At 72.2% G+C, this 21,412-nt stretch carries 21 protein-coding genes; 10 read left to right on the top strand and 11 right to left on the bottom strand.

The window, feature by feature from the left end:
* Nucleotides 1-88: 88 nt before the first annotated feature.
* From ACLJQF_RS30440 to ACLJQF_RS30420, 5 genes are all read right to left on the bottom strand, one after another.
* Nucleotides 89-898: an arylamine N-acetyltransferase family protein gene (locus tag ACLJQF_RS30440; RefSeq protein ID WP_410613921.1), complete on the bottom strand. Its 810-nt coding sequence runs from the start codon at nucleotides 896-898 to the stop codon at nucleotides 89-91.
* A 106-nt stretch (nucleotides 899-1,004) separates the two neighbouring features.
* Complete coding sequence (locus tag ACLJQF_RS30435; RefSeq protein ID WP_410613772.1) at nucleotides 1,005-1,628, bottom strand: superoxide dismutase; 624 nt, start codon at nucleotides 1,626-1,628, stop codon at nucleotides 1,005-1,007.
* Between the two features lie 255 nt (nucleotides 1,629-1,883).
* A complete protein-coding gene (locus tag ACLJQF_RS30430; protein ID WP_410613771.1) occupies nucleotides 1,884-2,543 on the bottom strand; it encodes a heme oxygenase (biliverdin-producing) in 660 nt (219 codons plus the stop codon).
* A 73-nt stretch (nucleotides 2,544-2,616) separates the two neighbouring features.
* Nucleotides 2,617-3,210, bottom strand: coding sequence for a TetR/AcrR family transcriptional regulator (locus tag ACLJQF_RS30425; protein ID WP_410613770.1), 594 nt, complete (start codon nucleotides 3,208-3,210; stop codon nucleotides 2,617-2,619).
* Between the two features lie 50 nt (nucleotides 3,211-3,260).
* Nucleotides 3,261-4,760 carry a glutamate-cysteine ligase family protein gene (locus ACLJQF_RS30420; protein WP_410613769.1) on the bottom strand — a complete coding sequence of 500 codons (1,500 nt, stop codon included), beginning with the start codon at nucleotides 4,758-4,760 and terminating at the stop codon, nucleotides 3,261-3,263.
* A 207-nt stretch (nucleotides 4,761-4,967) separates the two neighbouring features.
* Between ACLJQF_RS30420 and ACLJQF_RS30415 the strand changes: the two genes are divergently transcribed.
* Both ACLJQF_RS30415 and ACLJQF_RS30410 read left to right on the top strand, forming a co-directional pair.
* Nucleotides 4,968-5,783, top strand: coding sequence for a TrmH family RNA methyltransferase (locus tag ACLJQF_RS30415; protein ID WP_410613768.1), 816 nt, complete (start codon nucleotides 4,968-4,970; stop codon nucleotides 5,781-5,783).
* A 31-nt stretch (nucleotides 5,784-5,814) separates the two neighbouring features.
* The gene (locus ACLJQF_RS30410) at nucleotides 5,815-6,426 is read left to right on the top strand and encodes a DUF2537 domain-containing protein (RefSeq protein ID WP_410613767.1); all 612 of its coding nucleotides are present in this window, start codon (nucleotides 5,815-5,817) and stop codon (nucleotides 6,424-6,426) included.
* Here ACLJQF_RS30410 and ACLJQF_RS30405 read toward each other — a convergent pair.
* Nucleotides 6,423-7,856, bottom strand: coding sequence for a hypothetical protein (locus tag ACLJQF_RS30405; protein WP_410613766.1), 1,434 nt, complete (start codon nucleotides 7,854-7,856; stop codon nucleotides 6,423-6,425). The genes ACLJQF_RS30410 and ACLJQF_RS30405 overlap by 4 nt on opposite strands.
* Nucleotides 7,857-7,896: 40 nt before the next feature.
* Here ACLJQF_RS30405 and ACLJQF_RS30400 point away from each other — a divergent pair, with 40 nt between their 5' ends.
* Entirely contained in the window at nucleotides 7,897-8,058 is a 162-nt protein-coding gene (locus tag ACLJQF_RS30400) for a hypothetical protein (RefSeq protein ID WP_410613765.1), read from the top strand.
* A gap of 97 nt (nucleotides 8,059-8,155) precedes the next feature.
* On the opposite strand, the gene sepH is transcribed toward ACLJQF_RS30400, so the two are convergent.
* From sepH to ACLJQF_RS30385, 3 genes are all read right to left on the bottom strand, one after another.
* Entirely contained in the window at nucleotides 8,156-9,001 is an 846-nt protein-coding gene (gene sepH, locus ACLJQF_RS30395; RefSeq protein WP_410613764.1) for a septation protein SepH, read from the bottom strand.
* 312 nt (nucleotides 9,002-9,313) lie between these two features.
* Nucleotides 9,314-10,474, bottom strand: a complete 1,161-nt coding sequence (locus tag ACLJQF_RS30390) for a sensor histidine kinase (protein ID WP_410613763.1) — start codon at nucleotides 10,472-10,474, stop codon at nucleotides 9,314-9,316.
* Nucleotides 10,471-11,133 carry a response regulator transcription factor gene (locus ACLJQF_RS30385; RefSeq protein WP_410613762.1) on the bottom strand — a complete coding sequence of 221 codons (663 nt, stop codon included), beginning with the start codon at nucleotides 11,131-11,133 and terminating at the stop codon, nucleotides 10,471-10,473. Before ACLJQF_RS30385 ends, ACLJQF_RS30390 begins: the two co-directional genes overlap by 4 nt.
* Before the next feature lie 113 nt (nucleotides 11,134-11,246).
* Here ACLJQF_RS30385 and ACLJQF_RS30380 point away from each other — a divergent pair, with 113 nt between their 5' ends.
* The 6 genes from ACLJQF_RS30380 to ACLJQF_RS30355 all read left to right on the top strand — a co-directional run bounded on the left by ACLJQF_RS30380 (nucleotide 11,247) and on the right by ACLJQF_RS30355 (nucleotide 17,792).
* Nucleotides 11,247-11,786 (top strand): hypothetical protein, encoded by a 540-nt coding sequence (locus ACLJQF_RS30380; protein WP_410613761.1) that lies wholly within the window; start codon nucleotides 11,247-11,249, stop codon nucleotides 11,784-11,786.
* A 5-nt stretch (nucleotides 11,787-11,791) separates the two neighbouring features.
* Nucleotides 11,792-12,877: a peptidoglycan-binding protein gene (locus ACLJQF_RS30375; RefSeq protein WP_410613760.1), complete on the top strand. Its 1,086-nt coding sequence runs from the start codon at nucleotides 11,792-11,794 to the stop codon at nucleotides 12,875-12,877.
* Nucleotides 12,874-13,560 carry an ABC transporter ATP-binding protein gene (locus tag ACLJQF_RS30370; RefSeq protein WP_410613759.1) on the top strand — a complete coding sequence of 229 codons (687 nt, stop codon included), beginning with the start codon at nucleotides 12,874-12,876 and terminating at the stop codon, nucleotides 13,558-13,560. The genes ACLJQF_RS30375 and ACLJQF_RS30370 overlap by 4 nt, the downstream gene beginning before the upstream one ends.
* Entirely contained in the window at nucleotides 13,557-14,762 is a 1,206-nt protein-coding gene (locus tag ACLJQF_RS30365; RefSeq protein ID WP_410613758.1) for an ABC transporter permease, read from the top strand. Before ACLJQF_RS30370 ends, ACLJQF_RS30365 begins: the two co-directional genes overlap by 4 nt.
* Nucleotides 14,763-14,970: 208 nt before the next feature.
* Complete coding sequence (locus ACLJQF_RS30360; protein ID WP_410613757.1) at nucleotides 14,971-16,497, top strand: amidohydrolase family protein; 1,527 nt, start codon at nucleotides 14,971-14,973, stop codon at nucleotides 16,495-16,497.
* A gap of 47 nt (nucleotides 16,498-16,544) precedes the next feature.
* Nucleotides 16,545-17,792 (top strand): glycosyltransferase 87 family protein, encoded by a 1,248-nt coding sequence (locus tag ACLJQF_RS30355; protein ID WP_410613756.1) that lies wholly within the window; start codon nucleotides 16,545-16,547, stop codon nucleotides 17,790-17,792.
* Here ACLJQF_RS30355 and serC read toward each other — a convergent pair.
* A complete protein-coding gene (serC, locus tag ACLJQF_RS30350) occupies nucleotides 17,785-18,909 on the bottom strand; it encodes a phosphoserine transaminase (RefSeq protein WP_410613755.1) in 1,125 nt (374 codons plus the stop codon). The genes ACLJQF_RS30355 and serC overlap by 8 nt on opposite strands.
* 138 nt (nucleotides 18,910-19,047) lie before the next feature.
* Here serC and ACLJQF_RS30345 point away from each other — a divergent pair, with 138 nt between their 5' ends.
* Nucleotides 19,048-19,935, top strand: a complete 888-nt coding sequence (locus ACLJQF_RS30345; protein WP_410613754.1) for a hypothetical protein — start codon at nucleotides 19,048-19,050, stop codon at nucleotides 19,933-19,935.
* 102 nt (nucleotides 19,936-20,037) lie between these two features.
* Here ACLJQF_RS30345 and ACLJQF_RS30340 read toward each other — a convergent pair whose 3' ends face one another.
* Nucleotides 20,038-21,378 carry a serine hydrolase domain-containing protein gene (locus tag ACLJQF_RS30340; protein WP_410613753.1) on the bottom strand — a complete coding sequence of 447 codons (1,341 nt, stop codon included), beginning with the start codon at nucleotides 21,376-21,378 and terminating at the stop codon, nucleotides 20,038-20,040.
* Nucleotides 21,379-21,412 lie beyond the last annotated feature (34 nt).

Raw genomic sequence — 21,412 nt, 5'->3', positions numbered from 1 at the left:
ATACACGTCCGCTTCGTGGTGGGAGCGGCAGTCAGTTCGGGAACGGACGGAGCCCCGGCCCTGGGAAAACCCCAGGCCGGGGCTTCGTTCATGCCAGCGCAGTGTCCGGTTGGGGCACGCCGTGAGTCAAGGGACTCCCGCCCGGTGGTACCGGCAGGCGCGGCAACGTCATCCCGAAGTACACGCGGTACGCCGCCCGGATCGCCTCCGGAGCCGGGAGGTGAACCTCGTTGCGAACGCCGTCGACGGTCTCGATCAGCCTGTCGCCCGACAGTGTCACCCGGCCTTGGGAGGTCGGCCGGGAGCACGTCAGCGAGCGGGTGAAGTGCGACTCCGGGGACGTCGTCTGCCACCACGCCATCGGGATGAAGTCGGCCAGCGGGCGCGGGCGGCGCTCCAGGCGGTACTGGGGCTCGCCGTCCAGCAGGACGTCGAAGTCGCCGTGAGGGGCGTCCAGCACCAGGAACTCGCCTTCGGAGTCGGGCTGGGGGTCCACGGCGGACAAGCTCAGCGGGTGCCGGGAAAACCGGCCGAAACCGACGTCCACCAGCCAGTCCTCGGCCAGGGAAACGACGATCGCCGCGTGGTCCAGTGGCGGGCCGAGCGTGCCGTCGCGGCGGAAGACCTGGGCCGCGTGCAGCGAGGCGTCGTAGCCCAGCGCGCGCAGCAACGCCGCGAACAGGCCGTTCAGCTCGTAGCAGAATCCGCCGCGCCTGCGATGCACGATCTTGGTGAACAGCGCGTCCTCGGCCAGGACGACCGGCTCCCCGAGGTGACTGCTCAGGTTCTCGAACGGCACCGCGGCCAGGTGGCGTTCCTGCAGGTGGCGCAGCGTCGCGAGATCGGGCGCCGCCGGGCGGGCGACGCCGAGGCGGTCCAGGTACGCGTCGATGTCCATGCCGTCCACTCAAACACCTCGACCACGCTCGAGGTCAAGGCGTTTTCGGCCGCCGACGAAAACGGGGCCCTCCCTGGCAGGGGGACCCCGTTCGACGAGAGACGGTTCAGCTGAGCAGCAGGCCGTTGCCGCCGGCGACGGCGTTGTCGAAGCGCTTGCTGATCTCGGCCCAGTTGAAGATGTTCCACAGGGCCTCGACGTACTTCGGCTTCACGTTCTTGTAGTCGAGGTAGAACGCGTGCTCCCAGACGTCGACCAGGAGGATCGGCGTGGTCGGCAGCACCAGGTTGTTGTGGTGGTCGCGCAGCTGCTGGGTGATCAGCGTCTTGCCGATCGGGTCCCAGGAGAGCGCGCCCCAGCCGTTGCCCTGGATGGTCGTCGCGACGGCGGTGAACTGCGCCTTGAACTTGTCGAAGGAGCCGAACGCCTCGTCGATCGCCGCGGCCAGCTCGCCGGTCGGCTTGTCGCCACCTTCCGGCGACAGGATCTTCCACCACACGACGTGGTTGGCGTGCCCGGCCAGGTGGAAGGCGAGCGTCGTCTGCAGGCCGACGATGTCACCGAAGTTGCCGGCGTCACGGGCCTCGGCGATCTTGTCGAGCGTGTCGTTCGCGCCCTTGACGTAGGTCGCGTGGTGCTTGCTGTGGTGCAGCTCGTTGATCTCGGCGGAGATGTGCGGCGCGAGGGCGCTGTAGTCGTAGTCGAGATCGGGGAGCTCGTAGCGGGCCATTGGCCCTCCTTCTGTCTTCGACACAAGATTCCGGTATCGAACCTAGTAGCACACCGCCCCTCGCGGCGAGCGGGGGCGGGTGGCCGTCACACACTGATTCAGGGGGTCCGGGTGGCGAAGCCCCCGGCCCGGGGCGGAGCCCCGGTTGTCGCAGTGACGGCGGGTTCGTAGATGGCGTACCCGAGGGTGCGCCGCCCGAAACCGAGCCTGCTACCTGGACTTAACTGGAGGTCAACGAGCTGTGAGATCGATCATTCAGGCGCGGAACTCGTCGAGGCGCTGGGCCAGCTCGTCGAACACGGCGACGTTGCACTCGAACGCCACCAGCGTCTCGTCGATCACGCGGGCGCGCGCGGCCTCGTCCCAGGGCGCGTTGTCCAGCTTCGCGCGGTACTGGTCACGGAACCGGGGCGCGCTGCCGATTGCGTCGAAGTGGTAGAAGAGCGCTCCCGCCTCGGCGACGTCGTAGTTCTTCTCGAGCGTCCGCCGGATGACCTGGCCGCCGGCGATGTCGCCGAGGTAGCGCGTGTAGTGGTGGGCGACGTACCCGCCGGCCCACGTCGACGCTTCGCGGATCCGGGCGACGTACTCGCGGGTGGAGCCGAGTGGCGAGATCGTCGAGCGCCAGTCCGGGCCGACGAGGTGGGCGAGGTCGCGCTCGAGGAGCGGGAGCCGTCGCAGCTCGTCGAAGACGAACTCGCCGCCGACACCGTCGCCGGCCATCGCGTCGCTCGCCGCCTCGATCGCGCCGTAGATGAAGTAGTACTGGATCGCCAGCTGGGTGTAGCCGTCCCGGGTCAGCTCCCCGCCGAGCAGGGCGCGCATGTACGTCGAGTAGTTCGCCCGGTCGTGCACTTCGAGGGTCGACGCGCGCAAGGTCGCCGAGAACGGGCGGGCGTCCGTGGTCACCGACATGGGCAGGCCTCCCGGCGATCGATCTGACACGCTGTCAGAAAGAGCGTAGGGCATGAACCGGACTTAGGCCACCCTAAACCGTGCCGACCGCGCGCAGGACGAACCGCACCGCCGCCTCGACGACGTCCTCCAGCCGGTCGGCAGGCCCGTCGACCAGGGTCCGGTTGCCCAGGGCCGCGGTGATCATCGGGATCAGGACGTCCGGGTCCTCGGCCGGCCAGCGGCCCAGGTCGACGCCGCCGGCCAGGATGGCGCGGAGGCGGTCGGTGATCGGGTCGGCGTGCGCGCTGATCCGCCGGTACGCCGCCGGTGCCAGTGCCGACGCGAGCGCCGTGCCCGGCGGCATGTGGTACTCGGCCAGCACGCGCAGCTGCAGCCGGACGAACGTCGCCAGCTGGTCGACCGGATCGGCCTGGGCCTCGACGGCTTCGGTCAGCCGCGTGACGTACTGGGCCGCTTCGTCCTCGACGAAGGCGACGAGCAGGCTCTCCTTGTCGGGGAAGTGGTTGTACAGCGCGGTGCGGCCCACTCCGGCCGCCGACGCGACGCCGGCGAGGGTGATCGCGTCGAAGCCGCGTTCGTAGAGCTGCGCGCGCAGGACGTCGAAGACCCGGGCCCGCACCTCACGCCGGTGCGCCTCCAGCGACTCACCGAGAATCTTCGGCATCCACCCAGGCTAGCGTGAAGGGGCACTTTCACGTGAAAGTGCCGCTTTGGTCAGCCGGCGACGGGCCACGTGTGAACCGGTTCGCCCGCCTCGGACAGCTCCAGGTAGCGGCCCAGCATCAGGCTGAGCGCCGCCTCGCGGTCCAGGCCGCGCTCCTGGGCGCGCAGGACGTAGTCCCGCTGCCAGGTCGCCCCGGTCCGCCGCGCCAGGCACCGGCGCTCGATGATCCCGAGGTAGCGCTCGCGGGCCTCGTCGGAGACGTCGGAGCGGCGCAGGCCCTCGTGCGCGAGCGGCAGCAGCACGCGCAGCGCCAGCTCGTCCGGCGGGATCCAGCCGATGCCCGGCCAGTACAACTGACCGTCGAAGCCGCGGCGCGCGCCCGCGTAAAGGTTTTCCTCGGCGGCCTGAAAGGACATCTGGCTCCACACCGGGCGCTCCGCCTCGGCCAGCGCGCGCTGGGCGCCGTAGAAGAAGGCCGCGTTCGCCACGGTGTCGACGACGGTCGGCCCGGCCGGCAGCACCCGGTTCTCGATCCGCAGGTGCGGCAGGCCGTCGACGACGTCGTACACCGGGCGGTTCCAGCGCCAGATCGTCCCGTTGTGCATGCGCAGCTCGGTGAGCTTCGGCGCCTGGCCCGCGTCGAGCGCCTCGATCGGGTCCTCGGCGTCGGTTTCCGGGAGCAGACCCGGGAAATAGCGGACGTTCTCCTCGAACAGGTCGAAGATCGACGTGATCCAGCGCTCGCCGAACCACACCCGCGGCCGCACGCCCTGGTTCTTCAGCTCCTCCGGCCGGGTGTCGGTCGCCTGGAGGAACAGCGGGATCCGCGTCTCGTGCCAGAGCGCCTTGCCGAGCAGGAACGGCGAATTCGACGCGAGGGCGATCTGCAGCCCGGCCAGGCACTGCGCCGCGTTCCAGTGCGCGGCGAACTCCTCGGGCGCGACCTGCAGGTGCAGCTGCACGCTGGTGCACGCGGCCTCCGGCAGGATCGACTCCGCGTAGCTGCGCAGGCGTTCGGGCTGCTGGCCCGGCAGCGGCGCGCCCTCCATGGCGAGCACCGTGCGTTCGCCGCGCGCGGCGAAGATCTGGTCGTTCAGCGTGGAATAGCGGGTCTTGTTGGTGAGCCACTTCTGATCGAAGTGCTCGTGCTTCAGCGTCGGCAGGATGCCGATCATCGCCAGCGACGAGCCGGTGTCACGCGCCTTTGTCGCCGCGGTGTCGAGGTACGCCCGGAGGTCGTCTTCGAGCTGGAGCGCGGAATCGCCCGCCAGCGGCCGCGGCGGGACGTTCAGCTCGATGTTGTGCTGGCCCAGTTCGGTGGTGAACGACGGATCGTCGAGAGCCTCCAGCACCGCGGTGTTCGTCATCGACGGGCGCAGCTCGCGGTCGACCAGGTTCAGCTCGACCTCGAGGCCGATGTTCTTGCGGGGGAACGAAAAGCTGCCGTCGGTGAGCATCCGGGCCAGCGTGTCGAGGCACCGCTGCACCTTGCGGCGGTACCGTCCTCGGTCCAGCGTGTTGAACGGCTGAGCCTCGAGGTCCATCCCCATGACCATCCCTGCTTCGTGTCGGTGGACTAGGACGTGTTGCCGGCCCGGCGGACAACCGTTACACAGGCGATGCACCCGGGCTAGCGGCCAAACTGGTGCTCTCCGTCACGGGCAGTTAACCGAAAGCAAAATGGCCCCGTTCGTACTACCGCAAGGGGGACGTTCGGACCAGTGAGCCGCCTGGCAAGCGGGTGACAGACTGGGCGGATGGGCGTGATCCACATCGACCACTCCGACGATCCCCGCGTCGACGATTTCCGCGACCTGTCCACTGCGGACCGTCGCCCCGACCGGCCCGGCGGGCGGGGGCTCGTCATCGCCGAAGGCGCCGTCGTGGTGTCCCGGCTGCTGGCCTCCCGCTACCCCGTCCGGGCACTGCTGGGCGTGCCGCGGCGGTTCGCCGAACTGGCCGAGGACCTGGCCGGTCTCGACGTGCCCCAGTACGTCGCCTCGGCGGAAACCATGGCCGAGGTGGTCGGGTTCCACCTCAACCGCGGGATCCTCGCCGTCGCCGACCGGCCCGCGCCGCTGACGGTTTCCGACGTCGCCGGCGGCACTGGCGGCACCGGCTCGATCGCCGTCCTGGAAGGCGTGGGGGACCACGAAAACCTCGGCGCGCTCTTCCGCAACGCGGCCGCGCTCGGCGTCGGCGGCGTGCTGCTCGGCCCCGGCTGTTCCGACCCGCTGTACCGGCGCAGCGTGCGCGTGTCGATGGGCCACGTCCTGCGCGTCCCGTTCGGGCACCTGACGGACTGGCCGGGCGGGCTCGACGACCTCCGGGCGCGCGGGTTCGCCGTCGCGGCGTTCACCCCGCGGCCGGGTTCGATTCCGCTGTCCACGCTGCGTGAGCGCGCGCCCGGGCGGGTGGCGTTGCTCTTCGGCGCCGAAGGTCCCGGGCTGACCGAGACGGCGCTGGCGGCGGCTGATCACGCTGTCCGGATACCCATGCCGGCCGGAGTCGATTCACTGAACATCGCCACCGCCGCCGCTGTCGCCTTCTACGAACTGGCCAGGGGCGGCTAAGGTTTTGGTCTCCGAGGCGGAAAGGGGCACCATGGAGCTGCGGATCCGCGGCGAGCGCGCCGTGCTGGCCGGCCCGGGCGGGGAGCACGCCCGCGAGGTGGACCCGCACAAGCTCGCGATCGGTGCCGACCTGGCCCAGGCCCTGCACGAGTGGGCGCGCGTGGCCTCCGCGGTCACCGCCGACCCCGGTGCGGAGGCGGGCGCGGTGGTCTCGCAGCGCGGCCGCCAGCTGGCCGGCCGGCTGGCCTCGGTGATGGGCACGACCGTGCGGTTCGTGGATCCGGTCACCGGCGACGACACGGTCGTCGAGCCGCCCCCGCCGTCCACCGAACCCGGCCACCGGTTCGTCCGCGCGGTACTCGGCCCACCCGGCCCGCCCGGGGAGCCGACGCCGTGGCTGACCGGGCTGACCGTCTCGGCGTTCATCGCGGCCGTGGTCGTCGTCGCCATGCTGGCGCTGGCCTCGACGCTGGCCCGCGAGACCAGTGGCTGGGGCGCGCTGGCGGCCTCGGTGATCGTGACGGCCGGGATCTCGCCGTCGGTGTGGCTGATCCGCCGCACCCCGATCCTGCGCTGGGTCGCCTACGGCGCGGCGGGCGGGGTCGTGATCGCGTGGATCGGCGTGCTGGTGATCGCCTTCTAGCGCAGCCGGGCGTAGGTGACGAGCGTGCCCTGGGCCCGGGTTGCCGTCTGGCTGCGGAAGAAGTAGCCGTGGAACGCGGCGATCTGGCGGATCAGTTCGGGGGAGACGCCGAACTGGCCGGAGAAGAACGTCACGCTGGCGCTGCCGTCGAACTCACCCGCCAGCCAGCCGACGCGCGCCGAGCGGGGGAAGATCCGGAGCACCCACAGCAGCGGCGGCACACCCAGCAACGTGAGGCTGAAACCGATCGCGAAGATGCGCTCCTCGCCGGTGACCGCTGCCGTGACGGCGCTGCCGCCAAAGCACAGCACGGCCCACAACGCCGGGACGAGGAAGCCGGCGAACGACATCCGGAACTTCCGCGAAGTGGCCGGTGATCCGCGGCGCAGCAGCAGGATCCGGTCGGTGCTGTCGGCGAACTCCGCGGCGGGGTGCAGCCCCTCGCTGCCCGCGATCTCGGCGATGCGGGCCGGCGGCAGCTTCGCGTGCCGGACGCTCACCCACAGCTCGTCGCGGCCGTCGAGGTGGTTGCGCAGCCACTGCTCCCGCTCCGGTGACCCGGCCGGGATGTCGAAGGACGGCGGGATCCGGGGCGCCGGGGCGCCGAAAACCAGGCCGGAGCGGGTTTTCCGGAACAGCAGGTCGAGGTGGTTGGGAGTCGAGTCGCATGGACCGGCGGAGAAGTAGCCGTAGAGCGAAGCGACTTCGCCGAGCAGTTCGGCGGACACCGACGGCGGCGGCAGCACGATCACCTGGGGACTGCCGTCGAACGGCTCGTCCAGCCACGGCATGCGCGGTGACCGGCCGGCGATCCCGCGGACCAGGAACGGCGCCGCCACCGCGGCGATCAGGAAGACCGGGATCAGCAGGATCGGCCACTTCTGCTCGGCCGTGGCGGCGAACCAGGTGCCCGCGACCACCACGGCGATGCCGAGGACCGCGGCCAGGCCTTGGACCGCGCTCAGGTCGAGCCGGCGTCCGGCCGTGCGGGGCCGCAGCTCCTCGTCGGGGAGCCCGGTGCGTCGGAGCAGCAGGAGCCGGTCGGTCGCGTCGGCGGCTTCGGCGACCACCGTCATCCCGGCCGCCGCCGCGGCCTTGCCGATGTCGTCGCGGCTGAGCCGCAGCCTTCGCGAGCTGGCCCAGAACTGCTCCTGTTCGCCGAGCAGCTTCGCGAGCCGTCGTCGGTCGGCGTCCGTGCCCGGCCCGCGGTCGAACGGCGACGGGAAGAGCCGGGGAGCGAACTCGAACCGCAGGGATTCCGCTTGGCTCGGCGTGGTTTCGCGGTACCGGCGCGAGTGCGCGGCCTGCCGGATGGTCGTCGGGTCGAGGCCCCACCGCGCGGGTGCGACCTCGACCACCGGGGCACCGCCGAACGCGCGGTATCTCAGTTCGCCGAAGCGGACGAGCCAAGCCTGCTGGTCACTCTGCATGATCGTTCCCTCCCACAGCGTGACATCGTAGCCTGGCGGGATGGAGCAGCTGGACGCTTTGCGGAAGTTGTGCTTCGCCCTGCCGGAGACGACCGAGCGGCTGGGCGGAGGCGGACCGGATCGGGCGAGGCCGTACCGGCTGGTCGCGCCGAAGACGCTCGCCGCGAGTGTGAACCAGTGTCGCGCGTCGGAGGTTCGTTGACGGCGGCCCGGCTTGCGGGTCGACTGCGGTCGTGAGTGAGAAACAGTGTGCTAACCCTGTTTCTCACTCACGACCGCCGCGGCAGGGCGTTAGAGGATTAGCCGCGCTGCGAGCGGACCCCGAGCAGCACGTCCTCCCAGGACGGCACGATCGGGTGATTCTTCTTCGTCTTGGGCCGGGGCTCCGGCACCGCGGTGTCCTCGTCCGGGTCGGCGGGGACGCGCGGGATCTCGCGGGTGTCGTCGTCCGGGTCCGGCTCGGCCGACGGCAGTTCCGCGCGCTCAGGTGCCACCGAATCCAGCGTCGGCTGGAACTCCGTTTCGCGGGCCGGGGCGAGAGCGCGGACCGTGCGGGGTGCGCGGTAGGCGTTCGGGTCCAGCAGGACCTCGGCGTTCTCGTCCAGCGCCGTCACCGTGCCGCCGTGCGCACCCGGCGAAAACGCCCAGTGCGCGCGGTTGTCCGACCGCCCGGCCTTCCAGCGGAGCACGACGACCCAGCGGCCGTCGTCGCCCTTCCAGGAGTCCCAGGTGGCCTGCGAGTAGTCGTGGCCGCGGACGCCGAAGCTGTGCGCGACGACCTCGCCGAGCGTCTGCACGTCGGGGCCGTCCTCGCGGACCGGGTGGGCGCTCTGCGCCAGCTCGGCGGTCCGGGACCGCTCGAGCAGGACGGGGTAGGCGTAGCGCTCGACGCGCTGCGTCGAGACACCGGCGCTCGCGGCGACCTGCTCGACGGACTCGCCCGCCCGGATGCGCTGCTGGATCTCGCGTGGCCGCATCTGGCTCTCCAACTCGATTTCGATCTGGCCGAGGCGGGTGATGTCACCCCGCGCCGCCGCGCGCAGTCGCTCATCAGCCGGGAGCAGGAAACGAGTACGGCTCGCCGGGTCTTCGAGCACGATGGACTTCCCGTCCTCGTGCAGTCCGACCACTCGCAGCGCCCGCATTGTTCTCGCCTCCCCGATCTTCTTCACCGTTGTGGGTGCCCACGTTAGAACGGCGCGTCGGCTTGACGTGCGAGGCGCGCCGAGTCCGCACCGAACTGCCCACTGTTCATTTTGCGTCCTTTGCATCCTCCCGCACCCAGGTCAGCGGCAAAGGGGTGACACGCCGGGCACGCAAAGTCACGATCGAGTGGATCAAGGTCGGCTTCGGCCGGGCGGCCCCCGCGGCGTCTTGAATGACTCATTCAGGACCTCCGACGCCGGGAATGACTCATTCACGGCGGTGGGGCGCGGGCTCGGTCGCGGCGGCCCTGGTCAAGAAGGCGGCAGCCGGACGGTCACGGCGAGGCCGCCGCGCCGGCCGGGCTGGGCTTCGGCGCGGCCGCCGTGGGCCTGGGCCACCGAGCGGACGATCGACAGCCCGAGGCCCGCGTTGCGCTTGTCCCCGGTCCGCTCCGCGCCACCGAGCCGCCGGAACGGCTCGAACAGCGTCGGCACCGCCTCGGGCGGCACCGCCGGCCCCGAGTTCCGCACCTCCAGTGCGGGGTCGCCGTGGACCTCGACGTACACCCAGCCGCCCGAGGCGTTGTACGTGATCGCGTTGACCACCAGGTTCGTCGCCAGCCGCTCGAGCAGCACCGGGTCGCCCGCCACCGTCCGCGGCCGCAACCGCGTCTCGACCGTCACGCCGGCCGCCTTGGCCTGGGCCGCGGTGGCCCGGACGACCGACGCGGCGACCTCGTCGAGACGCACCGGCGTGCGCGCGTGCAACCCGCGGTCGCTGCGGGCCAGCACCAGCAGGCCCTCGATCATCCGCTCGCTGCGCTCGTTGGTGTGGAGCAGGTGCGTGCCGAGCTTCTCGAGCTCCGCGGGGACGTCGGGGTCGGCCATCGCCACCTCGATCAGCGTCCGCTGCACCGCCAGCGGCGTCCGGAGCTCGTGGGACGCGTTCGCGACGAACCGCTTCTGGCTGTCGAACGACTCCGCGAGCCGGTCGAGCATGCCGTCGAAGGTGTCCGCCAGCTCCTTCAGCTCGTCCGGCGGCCCGTCGAGGTTGATCCGCCGGTCGAGCTTGCCCGCCTCCAGCCGGCGCGCGGCCGAGGTGATGTCGTGCAACGGCCGCAGCGCGCGGCCCGCCATCAGCCAGCCGAACAGCACCGCCAGTGCCGCGGTGGACACCAGCGCGATCGCCGAGCCGACCACCAGCGTCGAGAGGGTCGAGGAGCGGTACTCGTCGAGCGTGCCGCTGAGCAGCCGCACCGCGACGCCCGGAGACCCGATGCCCGTGGTGCCCTGGGTGCCCTGGGTGCCGTAGATCGCGTCGGCGGAGCCGATCGTCGTCAAGGCGGCCCGGGTGGGGTCCGGCAGGGTGCTCTGCACCAGCAGGTAGTTGATGACGACCAGGATCAGCCCGGCGAGCAGGAACAGCCCGCCGTACCAGGCCGTGAGCTTCGTCCGGACGGACAGGCCGTTCACGGTGTGCCGAACCGGTAGCCGGCGCCCGGCACGGTCTCGATCACCGGCGGATCGCCCAGCTTGCGCCGCAGCGTCATCACCGCGACGCGCACCGCGTTGGTGAACGGGTCCGCGTGCTCGTCCCACGCCTTCTCCAGCAGGTCCTCGGCGCTCACCACCGTGCCCTCGGCCCGCATCAGCACCTCCAGCACGGCGAACTCCTTCGGGGAGAGCAGCAGGAACCGCCCGTCGCGGGCGGCTTGGTGGCGCGGCAGGTCGAGGACGACGCCGTCGCGTTCCAGCACCGGCGGCAACGCGGGCCGCGCGCGCCGCGACAGCGCCTGCACCCGGGCGACCAGCTCGGCGAACGCGAACGGTTTCGTCAGGTAGTCGTCGGCGCCGAGGCCGAGGCCGGTGACCCGGTCGGTGACGTCGGCGGCCGCGGTCAGCATCAGCACCCGTGCCTCGCCGCCGGCCCGCACCACGGCCGCGCAGACGTCGTCGCCGTGCACCTTCGGCAGGTCGCGGTCGAGGACCACGACGTCGTAGCCGTGCACGCCGACGCGTTCCATGGCCTGCTCGCCGTCGTAGCAGACGTCGACGGCCATCGAGAAGCGCCGCAGCCCCTCCGCCACCGAGTCGGCCAGCAACCGCTCGTCCTCCACCACCAGCACCCGCACCCGACCAGTCTGCGCAGGCAGGCCATAAGGACCGCATAAGCGGCGTCGCTTAGCGCGCCCGAATCCCCCGATCCGTAGACCTGGTCACCATCCGGACGAAAGGAATTCGAGCCATGCGGACACGGATAGCCGTCGCGGCGCTCGGGACGGCCCTGCTCCTCGGCGGCTGCGGAGCGAAGCCCGACGACGGGTCGAAGGTTGCCTCGATCTCGACACCGCCGAAGAGCGGTGGCCCCACCGCCGCCGACAACAGCGGCAAGAGCGACGAGGACAAGATGCGGGACTTCGCCAAGTGCATGCGCGAGCACGGCGTCGACATGCCCGACCCGAAGCCCGCCGGCGACGGCGGGGGCATGGCGATCGCGCTGGGCGACAAGGACGGCGACACCTCGAAGCTCGAAGGCGCGCAGCAGGCGTGCAAGCACCTGATGCCCAACGGCGGCGAGATGAAGCCGCCGAGCGCCGAGGACCTCGACAGGATGCGCAAGAACGCCAAGTGCATGCGCGACCACGGCATCGACATGCCGGACCCCGATCCCAGCGGCAAGGGCGCCATGCGGATCGGCGGGCCGGGCGACGACCCGAAGAAGTTCGAAGAAGCCGCCAAGGCGTGCGGCATGGGCATGTCGGGCCGCACCGAGGCAGCCAAGTGAACGACGTGACCCACCTCAGGCCCCGCCGTCGCGGCCGCACCCGCTGGCTCGTCGCCGCCGTGGTCCTCGTCGTGGTGCTGGGCACCGGCTCCGTCGTGCTCCTGACACGGGTGTCGAGCGCGACGCCCGTCAAGGAGGCGGCGCCGCCCGCGGTCGAGACGGCGGAGGTGGTGAAGACGGACCTGAGCGACGAAGAAGAAGCCGACGGCACCCTCGGGTACGGCGACGAGTCCGTCGTCCAGGGCCGCAAGCCGGGCACCATCACGTCGCTGCCGGACGCCGGCGCCACCCTGACCCGCTGCAAGCCGGTGTACGGAGTGGACGCGAAACCGGTGCCGCTGTTCTACGGCACGTTGCCGTTCTACCGCGACCTCGCCACGGGGGCGGACGACGGTGCCGACGTCAAGCAGCTGGAGGAGAACCTCAAGGCGTGCGGCTTCGGCGGGTTCGGCACGCCGGACAAGAAGTTCACCGCGGCGACGGCGGCCGCGCTGAAGAAGTGGCAGAAGTCCCTCGGCCTGGAGCAGACCGGCGCGTTCGGCCAGGGCGACGTCGTGCTGGCGGCGGGCGAGCTGCGCGTGTCGGCGCTGGCGGCCAAGCCGGGCGCGCCCGCACAGGGCGAGATCCTCAAGACGACCGGCACCGTCCGTTCGGTGCAGGTGAAGCTCGACGCGGCCAAGCAGGGCCTCGCCCAGCAAGGTGCCAAGGCGTCGGTGACGATCAACGGGAAGACGACGCAGGGCACGATCACCGACGTCGGCCGGACCGCGGTCGAGGGCAAGGACGCGGCGGGCCAGGACGACGGCAAGCCCAAGATCACCGTGACCGTCCGGCTCGACGACCCGGCCGCCGGCGGCAGCCTCGACTCGGCGCCGGCCGCCGTCCGGTTCACCAAGGACGTCCGCCAGGGCGTGCTCGCGGTCCCGGTCGGCGCGCTGCTCGCGCTCGCCGAAGGCGGGTACGCGGTGGAGGTCGACGAGAACGGCCAACGCCGGCTGATCGCCGTCCAAACCGGACTCTTCAGCGGCGGGAAGGTCGAGGTCTCCGGCTCCGGCCTGACCGCGGGCATGCGGGTGGTGACGACGTCGTGACGCCCGTGCTGCGCGTGCACGAGGTCACGCGCACCTACCCCGGCGGGGTCGCCGCGCTCGACGGCGTCTCGCTCTCGCTGGCGGACGGCGAGATGGTGGCGATCGTCGGGCCGTCCGGGTCCGGCAAGTCCACCCTGCTGCACCTGATGGGCACACTCGACCGGCCGTCGTCCGGGCGGGTGGAGCTGCGCGGCCACGACGTCGCCGCGCTGCCCGACCGCAAGGTCTCGGCACTGCGGTCGCGCTGGATCGGGTTCGTGTTCCAGCAGTTCTTCCTCGACGAAGGGATGAGTGCGGTGGACAACGTGTGCACCGGCCTGCTCTACGCCGGGGTGCCGCGACGACGGCGGCGGGCGCGGGCCCTGGCGGCGCTCGACCGCGTCAAGCTCGGGCACCGGGCGTGGCACCGCCCCGGCGAGCTCTCCGGTGGCGAACGCCAGCGCGTCGCGATCGCCAGGGCCGTGGTCAACGACCCGGCGATCCTGCTGGCCGACGAGCCGACCGGCAACCTCGACACCGGCACCGGCGCGTCGGTGCTCTCGTTGCTCGGCGAGCTGTCGGCGGAGGGCACCACGATCATCGTGATCACCCACGACCGCGAGATCGCCGCGGGCATGCCGCGCCGGATCGAGCTGCTCGACGGCCGCCTGCGGCTGGACACCGGCCTGGTGGGTGCGCGATGACCCTGGTGACGCTGCCGGAGCCGGCCCGGCTGAAGCCGCCGGACGTCGTCGCGCTCGGCGCCCACGGCATGCGCACGCGGCCGGTGCGGGCGGTGCTTTCCGCGTTGGGCATCGCGATCGGCGTCGCCGCGATGGTGGCGGTGCTGGCGATCCCGGCGTCCGGTGCACAGGCCCTGCACGACCGGCTGGCCGCGCTGGGGCCGAATCTCCTCACCGCCGGGCCGGGCCAGACCCTGTTCGGCGACAACGCGACCCTGCCGGACGACGCGGTCGCGATGGCCAAGCGGATCGCGCCGGTGCGGGCGGCCGCGGGCACGGGAACGACGTCGGCGAGTGTGCGCCGCAGCGACAAGATCGCCCCGGACGACACGTCCGGGCTGGCGGTGTACGCGGCGCGCCCGGACCTGCTGGGCGTGCTGAACGGAAAGGTCCGGACCGGGGCGTTCTTGGCGACGGGGAACCAGAACTACCCGGTGACGGTGCTCGGCTCCCAGGCCGCGGCCCGGCTGGGCATCGACCACATCGACCCGGCCCGGCCGCCGCAGGTGCTGATCGGGACGCAGTGGTTCACCGTGGTGGGCATTCTGTCGCCGATGCCGCTGGCACCGGAGATCGAGCGGTCGGCACTGGTCGGCTGGGACGTCGCCAAGCGGCTGCTCGGGTTCGACGGCCATCCGTCCACTGTGTACGTCCGCGCCGATGAGTCCCAAGTGGACGGAGTGCGATCGGTGCTGGCGGCGACGCTGAACCCGCAGGCGCCGAACGAGGTCCAGGTCCGGCGACCGTCGGACGCGCTGGCGGCGCAGAAGCTGACGGACACGACGTACAACGCGCTGTTCCTCGGGCTCGGCGGGGTGGCGCTGCTGGTCGGCGGGGTCGGGGTGGCCAACACGATGGTGATTTCGGTGCTGGAGCGGCGGCGCGAGATCGGGTTGCGGCGGGCACTGGGGGCGACCAAACGGCAGATCCGCGGGCAGTTCCTGGCGGAGTCGGTGCTGTTGTCCGGGCTGGGCGGGCTCGCGGGGGTGCTGACCGGGGTGCTCGTGACGGCGGGGTACGCGCTGAGCCAGGGGTGGCCCGCGGTACTGCCGGCCGGGGCGCTGGCCGGCGGCGTGGGAGTCGCGGCTCTGGTGGGCGCCGTGGCCGGGGCGTATCCCGCGGTGCGGGCGGCCCGCCTCGCGCCCACGCGCGCACTGGCCTGAGGGCGTCGCTTTCACGTGAAAGCGACCCGGAGTGAAGAGTCCGGAACACTTTCACGTGAAAGTGACGCGCGCGCGGGCCTGAGCATGCACGGATGCCGGGTGGCGAGTTACTCCTCACCCGGCCTCCGGCACGTTGGAAGATTCCCCACCGCCTCCGCCCGGGTGTTGGATGACCGGAAGGGAGAGCCAATCGAAGGGTGGGGCGGCTGTGCTGCGAGTCGAGGCGAACCGGCGTGATTTCCTGCGGTGGCTGGCGACAGCGGGCGCGGGGCTCGCCGCCGCCGGGGTGGCTCCCGCCGTCTTCGCGCAGGAGGCCGCCGCGGCCGGGAGCGATGTCGTCGTCGTCAGCGGTGTGACCGTGGTCGACGGCACCGATGGCCCGGCCCGGCCGCACTCCGCCGTCGTGCTCGTCGGGGACCGGATCGCCTGGGTGGGGCCGGCCGCCGAGGTGCCGCGCTGCCGGAGTGCCCGGGTCGTCGACGGCCGCGGCCGCTACCTCGTGCCCGGCCTCTGGGACATGCACGCCCACGGCATCGACTACGAAGACCTCTGGCCGCCGCTGTTCCTGGCCAACGGCGTCACCGGCATCCGCGAAATGCAGGGTTACGACGAAAACCGCGTCACCCGCGACAAGATCGTCCGCGGCGAGCTGCTCGGCCCGCGGGTCGTGCTGGGGAGCTCGATCCTCGACGGCCCGGTGTCCCTGCTCAGGGGAGGGGTCACCAAGGTCGGGACCGTCGAGGAGGCGCGGGCCGCGGTCCGGGCCGCCGTCGCCCAGCGGTCGGACTTCGTCAAGGTGTACTTCTACCTGCCGAAGGACCTGTTCGGCGCGATCGTCGACGAGTGCCACCGCCACGGCCTGCCGTTCGCCGGGCACTGGCCCTACCGGCTCCGCCTGCTCGACGCCGCCCGGGCGGGGCAGCGCAGTTTCGAGCACAACTTCGGGCTGCCGATCGCCACGTCGAGCCGCCGGGACGAGTTCCTCGCCCGGCTCGACGCGACGCCGTTCGACCCGCAGGCCCCGCGCGACTTCTTCAACCTGGCCCGCGAACTCGATCGGCAGGCCGCGCAGGCCTACGACCCGGCCACGGCGGCCCGCCACTTCGCCGGCCTCGACGCCTTCGGCAGCTGGCTCAGCCCGACCTTCACGGTCAACCGCGTCATCTCCCGGCCCGCCGGCACGTTCGCGCACGATCCGCGGAACAAGTACGTCCGGCAGGAGGTCCTCGACCTCTGGGCCGCCCAGCTGCCGCTGTTCACGCCGGTCACGCCCGAGCAGATCGCCCAGCAGGACGCCTACTTCGAGGCGCAGCTGCGGCTCGTCGGGGAGGCGCACCGCGCCGGAGTCGGGGTCCTCGGCGGCACCGACTGCCTGAACCCGTACGTCTACCCGGGGTTCAGCCTGCACGACGAGCTCGACTTCCTCGTTGCGGCCGGGTTCGGCCCGCGGCGGGCGCTGCAGGCGGTGACCCGCGACGCGGCGGCGTTCCTCGGGCGGGCGGACTCGTCCGGGACGATCACCCCCGGCAAGGTCGCCGACCTGGTGCTGCTCGACGCCGACCCGCTCGCCGACATCCGTGCGGTCCGGCGGATCGACACCGTCGTCACGGCGGGCCGCGTCCTCGACCGGGCCACGCTCGACAAGATGCTGGCCGACGCCGAAGCCGCCGCGAGCCGGCCGGCCGCGGGGGCGAACGCCAGGTCAGTGCGCTTGCCGGTGCACGGCTGCTGTTGAGCGCCCGGTAATCTCGGCCGGTCGAAGACCTGGTTCGAGGGGGACGCGTGCAGCTCACTGGGTGGAGACTGGTGTGGGCGCTCGCGGTGCTCGAGATCGCCGCCGTCGTCCTGGTGCTCGTGCTCAAGCGGTTCGACGGCCTCGACCTCGAGGTCTACCTGGGTGGCGCGAAGGCGCTGGCCGGGCCGGGCTCGCCCTACGACGCCTGGGTGCCGACCAGTCACCAGATCCTGCTGCCGTTCACCTACACGCCGTTCGCCGCGGCCGTCTTCCTGCCCGGCACGCTGCTGCCGTTCGCGGTGACGATGAAGCTGGTCAGCATCGCGTCGATCCTCGCGACCGGCGTGGTCGCGTACCTCTACGTCGCGACGCTCAACGGCTCGCTGACCGACGCCACGAAGGTCAACGGCCGGGCGGTGGCCGCGCTGGTGGCCATCGGCGCGCAGCTCGCGGGCGCCCTGCTCGAGCCGGTGCGCTCGACGCTGGGCTTCGGGCAGATCAACGCCCTGCTGATGGTGCTGGTGGTGCTCGACGTCCTGCTGCCCGGTGAGCGGAAGCGGACGAAGGGCCTGCTGATCGGCGTGGCCGCGGCGATCAAGCTGACGCCGGCCGTCTTCGTCGTCTACTTCCTGTTCCGCCGCGACTTCCGTTCGGCCGCGCGGGTGGTCGGCGGGTTCGTGGTGGCCGGCGCGTTGCTGTGGCTGATCCGGCCGTCGGCGTCCTTCACCTATTGGACGAAGCTCGTCTTCGACGCGGGCCGCATCGGCGGCGTCGACTACGTCGGCAACCAGTCGCTGAAGGGGCTGGTGACGCGGACCGGGCTCTCGGAGACCGCGGGCAACGTCGTCTGGCTGCTGGCCGCCGTCGCCGTGATGGCCGTGGTCGCGGTGATCATCGTGCGCGCCGCCGAACCGGTGCTCGCGCTCACCGCGTGCGCGCTCGGCGGGCTGCTCGTGTCGCCGATTTCGTGGACCCACCACTGGACGTGGTGCGTGCCGATCCTCGTGCTCGCCGGGTACCACGGCGTCCGGGCCTGGCGCACCGACCGGGTCGTGGCCTGGTGGTCCGGTGCCGTCGTGGTGGTGGGCCTGGCGCTGTTCATCGCCGGCCCGATGTGGTTCGCCCCGCGCCCGGCGCCCTCGGCCGGCTGGTGGCTGGCGACGGAGTCCTACGAGCTGTACGGCTTCGCGCTGCTGGCCCTCGCCGCGTTCGGCGCCCGCCGGCTGACCACGAAGAAGGGGACCCCCACCGCGGAAGCGGCGGAGGTCCCCGCCAAGGAGCCTCAGGTCAGCTGAGCCGCTCGACCACGTACTCGATGGCCTGCGTCAGCTTGGTGACGTCGTCCGGGTCGATCGCCGGGAACAGGCCGACGCGCAGCTGGTTGCGGCCCAGCTTGCGGTACGGCTCGGTGTCGACGATCCCGTTGGCGCGCAGCACCTTCGCGACCGCGGCGGCGTCGACGTCGTCGCTGAAGTCCACCGTGCCGACGACCTGCGAGCGCAGCTCCGGGTCCTTCACGAACGGCGTCGTGTAGCTCGTCTTCTCGGCCCACTCGTACAGCCGCGACGACGAGTCCTTCGTGCGCGAGGTCGTCCAGGCGAGGCCGCCCTGGCCGTTCATCCACTCGATCTGCTCGGCGAGCAGGAACAGCGTGGCCACGGCCGGGGTGTTGTACGTCTGGTCCTTGCGGGAGTTGTCCAGCGCGGTGGTCAGCGACAGGAATTCGGGGATCCAGCGGTCGCCGCCGCCGATCTCGCCGATCCGTTCGACCGCGGCCGGGGAGGCCAGCGCGATCCAGAGCCCGCCGTCGGCGGCGAACGACTTCTGCGGCGCGAAGTAGTAGACGTCGAAGTCCTCGGCCTTGACCGGGAGGCCGCCGGCGCCGGAGGTGGCGTCGATCGCGACCAGCGCGCCGTCGGAGCCCTCGGGGCGGCGGACCGGCACGGCCACACCGGTGGACGTCTCGTTGTGCGCCCAGCCGACCAGGTCCGCCCCGGCTTCGTAGGCGATCTCGGGCGCGCTGCCCGCGTCGGCCTTGACGACGATCGGGTCGGCCAGGAACGGCGCGCCCTTGGTGACACTGGCGAACTTCGAGGAGAACTCGCCGTAGGTGAAGTGCTGCGAACGCTCGCGGACCAGGCCGAAGGCGGCCGCGTCCCAGAACGCCGTGGTGCCGCCGTTGCCGAGGATCACCTCGTAGCCCTCGGGCAGGGAGAACAGCTCGGACAGACCCGCCCGCACGCGTCCGACGAGGGACTTGACCGGCTTCTGCCGGTGCGACGTGCCGAGGTAGGTGGAGCCGGACTCCGCCAGCGCACTCAGCTGCTCGGCGCGGACCTTCGACGGGCCGCAGCCGAAGCGGCCGTCGGCCGGCTTGAGGTCGGCGGGAATGGTCAACTCAGCGTCGGTCATGCGGCCAGTCTCTCAGGTCGGGATGGCGCTGGTGAAGGTGGGATTCGCCGTTCCGGGCAGTGGGACGCCCGCCGGAAACCCGCTGGCCGGGCGCGCGGCCGGTCGGTAGCTTCCCCCGGGAGCAGGGGGGAGAGGGAGATGACCGACGAACCGTGGCGGCCGCGTTGGTGGCTGTTCGCGAGCCTGGGCGCCGTCGTCGCGGTGCACCTGGTCGCGAGCGGCGGCTGGACCACGGCGACGACCGTCATGGCGCCGATCGCGCTGGCGGTCACCCTGGTGCTCGTGTTCGTCCGGCGGCTGCCGTGGTGGCTCACCGGCGACGCCCGCCCGGACGGCCGTCGCGGCCGCCGCGGCCTGCTGCGGGCCCTGCTGGTCGTGGCGTGGTTCCTGACGGCCGCGGTGATCGCCGCCGCGCTCGTGGCGCACCCGCCGCACGGCGCCGACGTCGGGTACGCCGGGGCGTTCGTCTCGATCTTCGCCGGCGCCTCGGTGTACGGGCTGACCAGGCTGCTGCCGAAGCGGCGGGCGATGCGGCGGGCGGCCCTGCGGCGAAAGCTGGCGTTCGCCACCGCGGCGGTGTGGGCACTCGGCGTCTTCGCGCTCGCGGGCGAGGTCGCGGTCATCGTCGTGACCGGTGGCTGGCTGCCGTGGTTCCTGCCGGTGCCGGCCGTGGTCGCCGTGCTGGCGACGGCCGCGTGGCGCGCGGATCTGGCCCTCGCGGCCGGGCACCTCGCGAGTGGTAGCTGGACCCCGGTCGCGGCGGCGGCGTTCGACGTGCGGGCGGGCGAGCCGGTCGACGGCTGGGCGGTGCTGCCGGGGGGCTGGCGGATCCGCTTCCACCTGCCCGCGGTGCCCGCCGACATCGCCGCCGAGCTGCGCGACCGGCGGCGGTTGTGGCTGGCGGGCCTGCCCTTGGAGGAACTGGTCACCGGCCTTCCGGACGGCGACAGCTACGCCGTCGGGCTCATCGGGCACCACCGTGGTGGGGGTAAAAACACGGTTACCGGCTCGTCGGGACGCCGGTAGTGTCCGTCGCCGACTGTTCCCGGGTGCCGCCGCCGCGCACCGCGGCTCCGAACCGAGGGTCCCGCTCGCCGCCCTGGGGGTGCGAGCGGGGCCCGTTCTCCGTCAGCGCCAGCCTTCGACGCCGCCCGGCACCGGCGCCGCCGGGTCGTACGGCGTGCGGGTGAAGACGAACGTCGCCAGGTCTAGGTGGGTGGCGACGCCGTCGGCGTTCCGGCCCACTTCGAGCGTCTCACCGGCGTAGTAGGCGTCGAGGCCGACGTAGGTGTCCTTGCCGGTGGCGCGGAAGCGCGAGCCGCGGCCGGCGCCCTCCACCGGCGCGAGCAGCAGCAGCCCGTCGCCCTGGATGCGCAGGTGGTACGGCGTCGGGCCCCAGTGCCAGAGCCCGGTCAGCGCGAGCAGTCCGGGGTCGGCGGGCGACGGCAGCCATTCGGCGGGCAGCCTCGGCTCCAGCTCGTCGGTCATGGTGATCAGGTCGAGGCAGAGCTGGGTGATGCCGACGCCGGACGTCGAGTTGGTGAGCACCAGCGCGCCGGTCTGCGCGGCCGGGTCGATCAGCGTCACGGCGAGGAAACCGGGCATCGAGCCGGTGTGGCCGGCGAACCGGCGGCCCTGGTGGCGCACGAGCATCAGGCCGAGCCCGAAGCCGGTCGTCCAGACGTCGGTGTCGTCGACGGTGATCATGGTCCGCATCTCGGCGACGGTTTCCGGCGCCAGCACACCGCCGGTCTCGCCGCCGAGGAACGCCGTCCAGCGGCCCAGGTCCTGCGCGGTCGACCACAGCTGCCCGGCGGGGGCCATCGCGCCGGCGTCCGGGCTCGGCTCCGGCAGCAGGACGTCGGCGAAGGGGTGCACGGCGAAGCCGTCGGCGTGCGCGCCGACCGGGTGCGGGGTCGTGCGGGTCATCCCGAGCGGGCCGAGGACCTCCTCGTCGAGCACGGAGAGCCAGCCCTTGCCGCGGTGGCGGGAGAGGAGCTCGCCGAGGACGCCGTAGCCGACGTTCGAGTAGTGGAACCGGGCACCCGGCCGGTGCTTGGTCGCGCCGTCGGCGAGGCTGCCGACCAGCGCGTCCCAGTCCGCGCCCGGGGTCCGCTCCCACCACAGGCCGGGTGATTCGGAGGTCAGGCCGGAGGTGTGGGACAGCAGCTGGGCGACGGTGGCGGCGCCGAACGGCGTGCCCGGGACGTGCTTCTCGAGCGGGTCGTTGAGGTCGAGCAGGCCTTCGTCGCGCAGCCGCATGACGGCGGTGGCGACGAGGGTCTTGGTGATCGAGCCCAGCCGGTACTGGGTGTCGGTGGTCGGGGTCTCCCCGCCGACCCGTCCCCGGCCACCGGACCAGACGATCTCGCCGTCCCGCACCACGGCGGCGACCAGCGACGGAGCCCGGCAGGCCGCCTGCTCGTGGGCGATCCGGCGGAGCAGGGCGAGTTCGGTCGAGGCAAGCATGGAGGCATTCTGCCGCGCCCCGCCTCCCGAAGCA

It is taken from the genome of Amycolatopsis sp. lyj-109 (assembly GCF_046548995.1).
GTDB lineage: Bacteria > Actinomycetota > Actinomycetes > Mycobacteriales > Pseudonocardiaceae > Amycolatopsis.
Note: the sequence above shows the minus strand (reverse complement) of the source record. Positions and strands in the feature narration are given on the sequence as shown.